The following is a 12,812-nucleotide window of genomic DNA, read 5'->3' on the forward strand; positions in this document are numbered from 1 at the left end:
TCTACAGATGGTTCCTCTCGGTGCATTTTTTTCAACAGTGTTCAATGGCTGGCGGGAGGGCTTTCTAGCGTTGTAGAGAGTTTCTGTAATTGCTTGATCTTGGCTGTTAATCCGAGGGCGTTTTCTTTGGCTTTTTCTAAGGATGCAATCAAACGGTCACAGACAGAAATGATGTCTTCGTCGGGATCGGGTTGGTTTAGAACAGACTTAATGTCTGGTTCCTGCGATTGATCCAGAGAATTGAGTAATCGCAAGATGGCTTCTAATGAATAGTTGGCAGAGCGTAGAATCCGAATGATTTTCAAGCGGTTCAAGTCGTCCATTTCATAAATACGGTACCCATTCCGACTGCGCTTTAAGGTAAGAAGTCCGTTTAATTCCCAATTCCGTAGTGCATCGGTGGTGACACCTAAGTAATCCGCTGCTTCTCTACGCTTGAGGGAAAGCTTCCGGTCTGCGGGCTCTCCTTTCAGCAAATGTTCCACGATGTGGATGGCTTCTTCGGCTTGCGCGATTTCTTGATCGACCGCGACGATATACTGATCCAACAAGGTTTGTGCGTGATCAAAGTCGTAATTTGCTAATGCTTTGATCATCTCTCGCATCCGCTCTCGCAGCCCAGACTGAAGAACTTCAATCTGGAAAGCGATGCGCGCCGTTTTGATCAATTCTAGATGGTAGTCAGTGTAGATCCGATAGCCATTCTGCTTGCGCAGCGGCGTGGGGATCAATGCCCATTCTTCATAGCGGCGAATGGTATTTGGGTGAAAGCCAACGATTTTGGCAACTTCGGAAGTGCTATAGGTCTTCATTCTCCCCCTCCTAGCTTGTTACTAACAATGTTAGTTCATGCAGCGCCCGAGAGCAACTAGTATAAAGCAGGTTGCTCTTTTTTGTTAGCTGATGCGCGTGGACATCCGGCAAGATCACTTGGTCAAATTCCAATCCTTTCGCAAATTGAGGCGTGGTAAGGATTACTCCTTCTGCCATTGCTTTTGTCTCTTTTGTCAGGCAAGTCAAGGGGACCTCAACAAGCTGCTGTTTGATCGCAGTCATTGCGGCTTCGCTCTGACAGATAATGCCACAGGTTCGATACGACGATTGTTGAAAAGAAGCAATCTGCTGCCGAAGTTCCATCCATTTGTCTTGCTCTTTCGTTAGGTGGATCTCTGCCACTGCTTTGCCGTGACGTTCCACCGGTTGCAGATCCTGATTGGTGGTAAAGCGTTTGGCATAGGACATGATTTCATAGCTGGATCGGTAACTCCTATTGAAGGTAATCACTCGGCTGTCGGGAATGATTGTTTGGATTTGGGTCAAAAAATCCGGATCCTCCCTAAGTAGATTTTGGCTAACATCTCCGCAGATCGTTTTTTGACAGGGAAACAATTGATCCAGTAAATAAAACTGGAGCAGAGAATAATCTTGCATTTCATCAATGACGAGATGCTTGATTTGGTGATTGATCGGCAGTCCTTCGATCTTCCATTTAAAAAAGAGATACGGGAAGGCATCGGAATAGGCAAGCGTATTTTCTTCTTTGATCAACGCTTCTTTTTGCGTGGCTAGGAATTTTTCATATTCCCTCAATGGCTGAGTGATTCCAGTTCGTTTCTTTAATTCACGGGCAATCCATGCCGCAGATTTATTTTGATCGCCAGGCAACTCTTTTGACAAGCGTTGGGCCAATTCTTTTATTTGCTGCCAAAGGGCTGCAGTTGGAAGGTTGATAAACGCTGCTTGGATTTGCTGTTTTGTAAGACGGATGTCCGGCTCGATCACTATGTCTTCACGAAACAGCTTCTTTGGGATCGTTTCGAGGTACTCACCCATGGCCCCAAAGAAGGACGCAGATCGTTTGTGGAGATAGGAGTGGGCTTTTTTCGATTGAGGCTTGCTGAGGATTTCAGCGATTTCCTCTTGACGATCACCAATCACCAGTGATTCACCCATCAATGGCTGCATCAACTGTGTGATATCTGATTGAAAGAGATCATCCTCGCCTAATTCAGGCAACACAGTGGAAATGTAATCAGAGAAGACCTCATTGGGAGATAAAATCAACACCTCCGATGCGGCGAGTTCTGCTCTTTTTTGATAAAGCAGGTAGGCGATCCGATGCAATGCGATGGAAGTTTTTCCAGAACCGGCAACCCCTTGAATCAGTAGATTTCTTGTTTTGGAATCTCTGATCGCTTCATTTTGCTCCTTTTGGATCGTGTGAATGATGGTTTTCATCTCTTTGGTCGTGTGCTTACTCAGTTCATTGATCAAAAATTCGTCGTTCAAGGCGTCGTTGCTGTCTACCAAGAAACGGATTGTGCCATTCTTGATGTCAAATTGTCGCTTCAATTGCAAGCTGCCGGTAAATTTCTTTCCCATCGACTCATAATAAGCGCTCCCTAAAGGAAAATCATAATACAAAGAAGAGATCGGTGCGCGCCAATCATAGACCAGTTGCTGCCCGTAATTGTCGACAAACCCATATCTGCCAATATAAAATTTCTCGGCTTCCTCTTCCCCGTCAAATTGAAAGTCGATCCGAGAAAAATATGGTGTTTCTTGCAGATACGACAATTTTGCGATGCGATTGGTCTCAAAGGTATTCCGCTTATCGATAAACGATAAGTTCTGCTGATGATTATAGACTTCGTATTTGTCTAATTCGTTTTTATAATCCACCGTATATTTTTTGATTTCTTTGTAGGCTTGTTCATTGGTATCCACCGTTGTTTCAAGTTCTTGTATTTGCGCGGTGATCTTTTTAGTCACGTCTGTTAAGTAGCTGTTTTCATTGGTTATCGTCATCTCTTAAACCACCTTTCTTTCAGGAGTTTAGCAAGAAACTATACATTGGTGGTATAGTGTAGGGTTTGGTATCGCAAAGAAAAAGGATGCAGCGATCAAAGTCTGCATCCTTTTTCTGCTTGGTCCACTTATTTGAACTGCTTTTACTCCCAACGGAAATATCTGATCGCAACAAATAGACCGATCAATGTAATGACCACTAAAAGGGTTATTGTGAAAAAGATTCCTGTTTCTTCATGGAATGTGACTGCCTTCAGCAATTTGATTCCTTGGGTCAGTGGCATGACATCGGCAACTTTCTGTAAACCGGTTGGCAAGATCTCATAGGGAACGGTTGCTCCTGAAAGAAAAAACATCGGAAAGAAAATCGCTGAATTGATCGCACCGGTGGCTTTTTCGCTAGGAGACAAGCTGGCCACGATCAACCCGATGGCATGGATCGAAACCATCACCAACAAATAGGCAGAAATAAATTGCCCCCAATGACCGACATAGAAAAATTGGAAAAACGTGATCAAAACGCCTAATATCAACAGCATGGAAACAATACTGATCGTAAAACAAAACAACAGATGGGCGAAAAGTAACTGTGCCGGGCTGATCGGTGTTACTTGATATCGCTTTAAGATCTTGCGTTCCCGATAAGAAGACAATGCTAGCGGAAGCCCCATCACACCAGCTGAACAAATCCCGACTGTTGAGACAGCGACAAAGTTCGTATTCAAGGAGTGATTGTCCGGATCCATAAATGCCATCAGACAAATGATCCCGACTGGAACAAAAATCCCAAAGATCACTGAAGACATCTCTCTCATAGAAAGTTTTGCTTCTGATTGATACAACAACCAAAATGTTTTCATTCCTACACTTCCTCCCCAACAAGCGTCAAGAAAGCCTCTTCGAGATTCCTCTTATTCACTTTTGCTAGAATATCAGCTACCGTCCCGCTAGCAACTTCTTTGCCTTTGTTTAACACTAGAATCCGATCACACAGCGTTTCCACTTCATCCATGTAATGAGAGGTCAGAAAGATAGTGACCCCCTTGTCTTTTAAAGCGAGCAAGTATCGCCAAACCTCGCGCCGGGCCTGGGGGTCCAGTCCGGTTGTCAATTCATCCAAAAAAATGATTTGCGGATTCCCCATGATAGCCAAAAGGATACATAGCTTCTGTTTCTCGCCCCCCGATAATGTTCCGAGAAATGAATTCAATTTAGAGACAAGGCCAAATTCATGGAGCGCCTGCTTCCAGTTTAGCGGATTTTCGTACAACGAATGGGTGATCTCGCAAATCTCTCTTACCTTCAATTGATTTTGAAAGGCAGATTCTTGGAATTGGACCCCCACATACTGAAACAGTCGTTTCCGTTCAGCCTTAGGATCTCTTCCCAAAAGCGTGATCCTTGCTGAATCACATTTTTGTGTGCCCAAAATACAATCGATCGTCGTGGATTTCCCTGCCCCGTTATGTCCTAACAAACCAAAGATGGTGCCCTTTTCGACTGTGAAACTAAGATCATCAATCACTCGTTTCTCCCCAAATGTTTTGCTCAATCCATGAACCTGTATCGCTGCTTGTTTGCTCATACATTCCCTCCCATCTGATCTGGACTCAGTTTAGCCGAAAATCAAACAATGATGGGATAGTGGAGGGAATAGAATTTTTTTCTAAACAAGTTTGCAAATTCCTAAACATGTTCAGAACAAAGGGAAAACACTTACATTTCAAAAGAGATTCTTTATACTAGGTTTTGAAGAAACAGTGGCCACATCGTTCTTCTATTCAAAAATAGCCTTCAGTGCTGCACTTAGCAAAAGCTCAAATTGGTTCAGTGTTGTGCCAAAGAAAAGATTCGGTTGGTAATCGGAGATTCTTTGGGGAGTATATGTTTCTGTGCTAATGGTCAGTGTGGCTAGGCTGCCGATTTTTGAATTTTTCTGACCAACAAAAGCAATCACATCGATATGGTGGTCGTTAGCCATTTTCGCTAGCTCAGCTAACCGAACTGTATCCCCAGAATTAGAAATAATAACGAGCAGAATGTCTTGCTGCACTTGCTGTCTAAGAAATTCCAGATGACTATTGGCAGTCGCACGAAAGCCATATAAATTAAGAGATTCCGAAAAATAATTGGCGAGATTCTGAGAGAAACCGGAGCCAAGGATCATGATGCGCTTGTCGCGATACTCAGAGAGTAAATCGATAAATGCCGCCTTTTCCTCATCGGAGAAAGTGCTTGGCATCGCAATATCCGATTGGCTGTTACCTAGTGCAAAAACCAACTCGCTATAACCGGAATAGCCAATTTTCTTGGCCATATTGATGATTGTTGCTGTAGAGACATAGGATGCTTTAGCCACATCGCGAATCCCGATAGTTTTTAATGACTGCCGATTTTTTTTCATAAACCGCAAGACTTCTGCTTCTGAATCATTCAGTTGGTATTTATCTATAAGCATTTCAACATCCATAAGATCCACCTCAAATTTTATCAATTAGGAGTATTATATCATGACAGAAACGAAATTTATTCAAGATCCCTGGGCAAAAATGACGACCCGCAACGGTTTACGCGGAGATGAAGTTATCTCGGCATTGCAAAAATCGATCCGTCGAGGCAAAGAAAAAGAGGCATGTGAATTTGCCTATGAAATGTATATCACCTCGCCGCAATTTGAAGAAAAACTCTGGAGAAGATTACTAGCCATCAGTGTTGAAGACGTAGGTATGGGAAATCCAATGGCTGCCATTATGATCAATAACTTAAACACGATGCGCAAGGAATTCCAATACAACGAATCCGATCGGGCAATGTATTTCTTCCATGCGATTCGTTACTTATGTCAGTCGGAAAAAGACCGCTCATCAGACTTACTCAAGAATATTGTGATCAAGAGTTTCGCGATGGGCTATGTTCCAGAAATTCCTGATATTGCCTTGGATAAACATACTGTCCGCGGGCAGGAAATGGGTCGTGGTTCCGAACACTTCTTACATGAAGCCAGCAAAGTAATCCCACAAGCAAAAGTCACTAATGACTACAAAGAACAATACGAAAAAATCATCGAGAACTATGATCCAGATCACGTTGTGCCAAGCGCGTTTTCATTCAGTCCTTGGCAAGTATAGGAGGAAGTTACATGGAAAACTCTGCATTTATCATGAAGCTGAATGACGTCCTAAGCCCCATCGCAGCAAAAATCGGCAATCAGCGCCACTTAAAAGCTATATCCAGCGGTATGATGTTTGGACTGCCCTTTATTGTTATCGGCTCTTTTTTTCTAATCTTTGCCAACCCTCCCATCAACATGGATCAGTACCATCCTGAAACAGCCAATATCTTTATGACATTTATGGCTGGCTGGAAAGATTTCGCTGTAGCAAATTATGATCTCATCACCGCGCCTTATCAATTGACGATGGGCATCATTGGTTTCATCAGCGTCTTTGGGATTGCCTTCTCTCTTGCAAATGAATACAAAATCAACCCTTCCATGAATGGTATGGTTGCATCCGTCATTTTTCTAATGGTTTGTACACCAGTGAAAGAAGGCGCGATCAGCCTCAATTTTCTAGGAACAAACGGACTCTTCGTCGCAATCATCATCGGCTTGTTAGTGGTAGAAATCAATCGTTTGTTTGAAGTGAAACAGATCAAATTGAAACTGCCAGATACCGTTCCACCCATGGTGGCAACCTTCATCAATATGCTCGTTCCGCTGTTGACAAATATCATCATCTTCTATGGGATCAATTTGATCTTCTTAGCAGCAACAAACAAAATCTTTCCTGAAGCAGTGATGGAAGTTCTGACTCCTGCAACGAACATCGCCGGCAGTCTCGGCGGTTTCTTGTTGATCGTGACCTTAGGTAATATCTTATGGCTGTTTGGCATCAACGGCTCTTCAATCATCTTTCCCATCGTCTTTACACTGGGAATGGCTCAAACTGGCTTGAATGCCGAGCAAATGGCAAATGGCGAAACCATGACACACTTAATGAACTTACAAATGTTTCGGATTTCAGTCCTTGGCGGAGCTGGTGGTACTTTGGGATTGGTTTTATTGATGATGCGAAGCAAAGTTCCCGAATATCGCACCATCGGAAAATTGTCCTTGATTCCTGGAATCTGCTCCATCAACGAACCAGTGATCTTTGGCTTGCCAATCGTTTTTAATCCCATTCTAGCAATCCCATTTTTGGTCACTCCGATCATTTCGTTATTGCTGACCTACTTTGCTCAGAGTCTTGGATGGATCGGTATTGGCTTTATCGTTGATCCTTCCTTCACACCGTTTTTTGCACAAGCTTATCTTTCAAGTATGGACTGGCGCAACATTCTCTTTTGCCTACTGTTGATCGTCATCAGTATCTTCATTTACTATCCATTCTTTAAAGTAATGGAGAACAATAAGACAAAATTAGTCGATCAAAATCTATAACCATTCTTCGTAACAAAAACTAGAACAGCTAAATGATTTTGCCTTATACTAAAAAAAGACAAATCCTTTCCCATTCATCGAATCAACTCGATTCGAATCAGAAAAGGATTTGTCTTTTTTAGTTAAAACTCCTTCATTTAAAAGACCTGAAAAGTCAGCACAGGTTTAGGCATAATGAAAGATTTCAAAGCGGAGGCCTTCTGGCGTCTCAAAGAATAGTGCATAATAATTAGGCGCGATCCGTTCTTTGTATTCCATTGGTTTCCCATGAAGAATCTTTACTCCTAGTGCTTTGATTTTTGGATAGATCGCGTCTACGGCTTCCCTGCTTTCTGCTTTAAAAGCAATGTGTTGGAGGGAACCAGGCTTTCTAGAATCAATTGTCTCATTGATCCATTCTTGCTTTGGCGAACAGATCCCAAAATCAAAGGTATCACTCAAATACTCTACTACTTCCATGTCGGCATGTTCGAGATAGCCTGAATATTTCTTTTGAACATCAAAACCTAACAAATGGAACAATTGATCATAAAAGGGTTCCGCTTTTTTTACATCGTTGACAGTAATTTGAATGTGGTGGATTTGATACATCAGTGGCTCTCCTTTCGTTATAAACCAAAACAGTTAACAGTTCTCGATAGCAAAGGGTGGGTACTGAATCGCTCTTGTTGCCAAGTGAATGAGTTTTTCCTGATTGTCGTCAGCCGCAATTCGATTCGTCTTTAGAGTACCACAATTTCGGCAACGGTGAATGATTGCCCATTCGCCATCCTCCTTGGACCAAATACTGATAGGATCCATCTTCCCTCGGCACAAAGAAGCTCGGTCTCCGGGAAGAGTATCCGCATGAAGACTCGTTAAACAGTGGGGACAGTGGTTGCGATGCTGACTACCTGCATTTTCAGGATTTACCGGTCGACCGCATTCTTCACAGATAAAACTGTCAAAACAAGCCGTCTGTCGGTAATCGCTTTTTAGTTGACGCACCATTTTACTGATACCTTTTTCCCTGTTTGTCTTTTCTTTCAAATAGGCTGTTTTATCGTCCGTATATTTTGCTTCTGCGTGTAGTTTAAGATAGCTTTCCCATCTGTCTAAAGACAATTTCTCTGCTCGCAATGCTTCTTTGATGGCACATCCTGGCTCACTTTGATGGTGGCAATCCTTAAATTTGCATTGCCCAAAATAACTTTCTACATCAGCAAAGCTCTGTTTCAATCCATCGGTAGCATCCCAAATCCCAACTTCTCTCATTCCTGGTGTATCAATGATTTTGGCACCATTTCTTAACACTAGTAATTGTCTGTGACTCGTGGCGTGTCTGCCTCGGCCATCTTTCTCACGAATAGTTTTCGTTCTCATCACGTTTTTGCCCATTAGATAATTAACCAACGTTGATTTCCCAACGCCAGATGAACCGACTAAAACAACGGTTTTATTGGGTTGGAAATATGGATCAAGTTCAGCGATTCCAGATTCAGTAAAAGTACTGATCGCATGGACATTAGTGCCAATGGCCATCTGTTGGACGGCAGCAATCTTTGTTGCATTCTCTTCTCCAAGATCACTTTTAGTCAAAATGATGATCGGAATCCCCCCAGACTGCCAGGCAAGCGTTAAGTAACGCTCTAAACGGCGAAGGTTAAAGTCTCGGTTTAATGCTTGCAGGATAAACACATAATCAGAATTTGCGGCAATGATCTGCGACTTGTTTTCTGCTTCATTGGCACGAGCAAGAGCAGCCCTTCGAGGCAATGTTCGCAGAATCAGACTATGATCTTGCCCCCGCCAATCGACCATGACATAATCCCCCGTTACCGGATAATTCTCTTGAGTTGTGGAATAGCTACCACGTTTTATTTGTGCAAATCCTCTTCCACGTTCACTCATTAGTTCAAAGATATCCTTATGAACAGCTGTGATTTGGGCCTTTGTTTCAATTAAATCAGTCGTTTTTCTTGTATTCATTTGTTTTCTCTCCTACTTCAGAAAAGGAATTATTCTTCAACTAGAAGGCCCCCAATCCCTTCAGTCATTGAAATTCCTCTTCGTAATAAAGAGATACCTGTCTAAAATAATCAGCCATCTAAGGGTATAAAAAAAGACGATAGTCATCCTATCGTCTGAGATCACAATAATCCTCTTTATCGACAGATATCACTTCTACAAGCACAACAAATAAACCTCTGTTTATTTGTCTATTCAGCTTATTGATTAGATATCTGTGACACTCACCAAGCATACTCCATTCATCATATTAGATGGCATAGTTATTTTCAGGGTCAGTATAACAAATCGCTTTCTCTGAGTCAATATCGCTTCTGCTAGCTTCAACGAATGTCATTGAAAGCTAGCAAAAGTTTCTATTGAACTTCAAACAATGTGTGTATTCATCATTTTCTGCGCCATAAGCCCCAGCCTACAAAGCTCGTCAAGCCCAATCCAAGAAAAAGATAGCCATTGCTTTTTTCATTTGTTTGAGGCAATGTTCTTTGGGCTGTAGATGTTGTTTTAGCTGTTCTAGCAGTTGTTACCTTTAGATTTGTTTTTATGTTATTGTTCTCAGTTTTTGTATTCGACGTTACTTGTTTCGAATTATCGATTATTTGAAAAGTATTTTTTGTGTAGACATAAGTCACTGTTTGTTCAGTTTCATTGAAAGTCCCGGTCATGTTGTCTGGCAATTGATTTGTGTCTAGTGTATAACCATCAATTGGTAACTGATAGTCTGGCGTACTAGCATCATACTTTTCCCAAATGTTGCCTATTAGGGTTTGTGATTCGTGAAGTTGGTTTCCTTCATTATCCACATATTCCACCGTTACATCCGCTGCTCGGATGGGATCTTTGGTATAAATGTAAGTAACGGTTTGAGCTGTATCACTAAAAGTACCCGTCATATTATCCGGTAACTGCGTACTATCTAATGTATACCCATCGATTGTTAGCTGATACGTTGGCGTGCTGGCATCATACTTTTCCCCAATATTACCTGTTAGGGTTTTTGACTTGTGAATTTCTTTGCCCTCGTTATCCACATATTTAATCATTACATCCGCTGCCGGAACAGGATCTTTGGTGTAGACGTAGGTCACTGTTTGGGCTGTATCACTGAAGGTGCCCGTCATCTTATCCGGTAACTGCGTAGTATCTAATGTATACCCATCGATTGTCAACTGATAGTCTGGCGTACTGGCATCGTATTTTTCCCCAATTTTTCCACTTATTGCTTGTGATTCATGTATTTCTTTGCCTTCACTATCCACATACTTGATTGTCACATCCGCTGCCGGAACAGGATCTTTGGTGTAGACGTAAGTCACGGTTTGGGCTGTATCACTGAAAACTCCAGTCATATTATCTGGTAATTGATTTTTGTCTAGTGTATACCCATCAATCGTTAACTGATACGTTGGCGTGCTGACATCGTATTTTTCCCCAATAGTGCCTTTTAAGATTTGCGATTCGTGAAGTTGGTTTCCTTCACTATCCACATATTCAATTGTTACATCCGCGGCGGGAACGGGATCTTTGATGTAGACGTAAGTCACTGTTTGCGCATTTTCACTGAAAGTGGCCGTCATGTTGTCTGGTAATTGCGTACTATCTAATGTATAGCCATCGATTGTTAACTGATACGTTGGCGTGCTGACATCGTACTTTTCCCCAATAGTGCCTTTTAAGATTTGCGATTCGTGAAGTTGGTTTCCTTCACTATCCACATATTCAATTGTTACATCCGCGGCGGGAACGGGATCTTTGATGTAGACGTAAGTCACTGTTTGCGCATTTTCACTGAATTTGCCCGTCATGTTGTCTGGTAATTGCGTACTATCTAATGTATAGCCATCGATTGTTAACTGATACGTTGGCGTGCTGACATCGTACTTTTCCCCAATATTACCACTTAGTGTTTGTGGTTCGTGTATTTGATTTCCTTCATTATCCACATATTCCACCATCACATCTGCGGCGGGAACGGGATCTTTGATGTAGACGTAAGTCACTGTTTGCGCCTTATCGCTGAATTTGCCCGTCATGTTGTCTGGTAATTGCGTAGCATCTAATGTGTAGCCGTCAATCGTTAGCTGATACGTTGGTGTGCTAACATCATACTCTTCCCCAATAGTGCCTTTTAAGATTTGCGATTCGTGTATTTGATTTCCTTCATTATCCACATATTCCACCGTTACATCTGCTGCATGGATGGGATCTTTGGTATAAACGTAGGTCACGGTTTGGGCTGTATCACTGAAAGTGCCCGTCATATTATCCGGTAACTGCGTAGTATCTAATGTATACCCATCGATTGCTAGCTGATAGTCAGTTGTAGTTGTATCATACGTTTCTCCCACAGCTCCTGTTAATGATTGCTCCTGATGGATTTCATTCCCATCTGTGTCGACATACTTGACTGTCACTTCGCCTACACTTGCCGGATCAACGATTACATGGACAACATGTGTTGTATTCACACTATAGGTAGCTTGCCTTGCCATAAATATCGCCACATAACTTCCAGGCACACTTGTATCAACATTGCTGTAATAGGGATAGATTTGTGATGCAGAAATACTTTTTTCAATCGCACCTGAAAAATTCAGTTTGAACGCTTCAATTCCTAGTGCTTGCGTAGTAAAGTCAAATGTTCCCCCAACTGGGAGATGAATGGTATCCGGGCTATTACCGAAAGCATATTCGCCAGTGATATGCCGTTCATATAAAGATAAAGACTTCACTTCACCTGGTTGAAGTTCGATAGAATTTCCCGTGGAAGTAAAAGCATAATTTTCTTTTTGGTCAGTTGTACCAACTTGTTTCAACATATATGCTCCTGCGGGTACATTAACAGAAATATCGCCATTTATGTCAGTAACTAATAAGTATTCTGCGCCTGAATGCACAGAAGTAAAGGTAAAATAAGCACCCGAAATCCCTTGATTAACGTTGCTATCCGAAACATGGATCTTCAACTGTGCTTCCGCTACTTTAGCCGCTCGAGACTCTATTTCTGCAGAAGATTGTGATTTTTCATCTGTTGAAACCTGCGTCTCCCTCTCGTCTGTATTTTGTTCTGTCTCTTCACTTCTTTTTTGACTGTTATCTGTCTGCTCCGATACTGGACTTGAGGAAGGTAGATCATCAGTAGAACTTGTCGTTGAACTTGTGACAGCTAACATCTTTTCCTTCGTTTGACTTTCCACTGAAGTCTCTTGTGTCTCTTGTGTTTCTTGTGCATCTTCTAAAACAGCCATCGTTTGAGACTCAGCATAAACTGTAAATGCAGGTATCCCTAATGCTGCACTTAAAAGGATGATTACTGACAAATAAATCTTAATTCTCTGTTTCACAAACATTCACCTTAACCTTCTTCCTTTTAAAATTAAACTCGCTTATTTCAGATGTCAAAACAGTATAATTTATCTTTTTTTAATTTACAATTATTTGATTCCATCAATCATTTGGTTTCATTCGTTTTCTGTTCGGTCATAAAAACAATTCTCTTAATCAAACATTTATTCCACAAATTACTTTCTTTGCATCCCAATCACCTCGTATGAAG

The 12,812-nt window shown here is 41.8% G+C and carries 10 protein-coding genes; 2 read left to right on the forward strand and 8 right to left on the reverse strand.

Annotated elements, in window-relative coordinates; all coding sequences use genetic code 11:
* Nucleotides 1-41 precede the first annotated feature (41 nt).
* The 5 genes from FE005_RS01870 to FE005_RS01890 all read right to left on the reverse strand — a co-directional run bounded on the left by FE005_RS01870 (nt 42) and on the right by FE005_RS01890 (nt 5,278).
* Entirely contained in the window at nt 42-812 is a 771-nt protein-coding gene (locus FE005_RS01870; protein WP_138371228.1) for a MerR family transcriptional regulator, read from the reverse strand.
* Nucleotides 813-822: 10 nt separating this feature from the next.
* A complete protein-coding gene (locus tag FE005_RS01875) occupies nt 823-2,808 on the reverse strand; it encodes an ATP-binding domain-containing protein (RefSeq protein ID WP_138371229.1) in 1,986 nt (661 codons plus the stop codon).
* Between the two features lie 143 nt (nt 2,809-2,951).
* Nucleotides 2,952-3,668 (reverse strand): ABC transporter permease, encoded by a 717-nt coding sequence (locus FE005_RS01880; protein ID WP_138371230.1) that lies wholly within the window; start codon nt 3,666-3,668, stop codon nt 2,952-2,954.
* A gap of 2 nt (nt 3,669-3,670) precedes the next feature.
* Nucleotides 3,671-4,393 carry an ABC transporter ATP-binding protein gene (locus FE005_RS01885; RefSeq protein ID WP_138371231.1) on the reverse strand — a complete coding sequence of 241 codons (723 nt, stop codon included), beginning with the start codon at nt 4,391-4,393 and terminating at the stop codon, nt 3,671-3,673.
* 192 nt (nt 4,394-4,585) lie between these two features.
* Nucleotides 4,586-5,278, reverse strand: coding sequence for a MurR/RpiR family transcriptional regulator (locus FE005_RS01890; protein WP_005470391.1), 693 nt, complete (start codon nt 5,276-5,278; stop codon nt 4,586-4,588).
* 40 nt (nt 5,279-5,318) lie between these two features.
* Here FE005_RS01890 and FE005_RS01895 point away from each other — a divergent pair, with 40 nt between their 5' ends.
* The gene (locus FE005_RS01895) at nt 5,319-5,936 is read left to right on the forward strand and encodes a hypothetical protein (RefSeq protein ID WP_138371232.1); all 618 of its coding nucleotides are present in this window, start codon (nt 5,319-5,321) and stop codon (nt 5,934-5,936) included.
* Nucleotides 5,937-5,947: 11 nt separating this feature from the next.
* On the forward strand, nt 5,948-7,249 hold the full coding sequence (locus FE005_RS01900; RefSeq protein WP_029486393.1) for a PTS sugar transporter subunit IIC: 1,302 nt from the start codon (nt 5,948-5,950) through the stop codon (nt 7,247-7,249).
* 165 nt (nt 7,250-7,414) lie between these two features.
* On the opposite strand, the gene FE005_RS01905 is transcribed toward FE005_RS01900, so the two are convergent.
* The 3 genes from FE005_RS01905 to FE005_RS01915 all read right to left on the reverse strand — a co-directional run bounded on the left by FE005_RS01905 (nt 7,415) and on the right by FE005_RS01915 (nt 12,600).
* Nucleotides 7,415-7,843: a VOC family protein gene (locus tag FE005_RS01905; protein WP_086268995.1), complete on the reverse strand. Its 429-nt coding sequence runs from the start codon at nt 7,841-7,843 to the stop codon at nt 7,415-7,417.
* A 30-nt stretch (nt 7,844-7,873) separates the two neighbouring features.
* Nucleotides 7,874-9,217 (reverse strand): ribosome small subunit-dependent GTPase A, encoded by a 1,344-nt coding sequence (rsgA, locus tag FE005_RS01910; RefSeq protein ID WP_138371233.1) that lies wholly within the window; start codon nt 9,215-9,217, stop codon nt 7,874-7,876.
* A gap of 425 nt (nt 9,218-9,642) precedes the next feature.
* Complete coding sequence (locus FE005_RS01915; protein ID WP_138371234.1) at nt 9,643-12,600, reverse strand: MucBP domain-containing protein; 2,958 nt, start codon at nt 12,598-12,600, stop codon at nt 9,643-9,645.
* Between the last annotated feature and the right edge of the window lie 212 nt (nt 12,601-12,812).

Origin of the sequence: Enterococcus sp. M190262, from assembly GCF_005843965.1 — a bacterium.
Lineage (GTDB): Bacteria > Bacillota > Bacilli > Lactobacillales > Enterococcaceae > Enterococcus_D > Enterococcus_D gallinarum.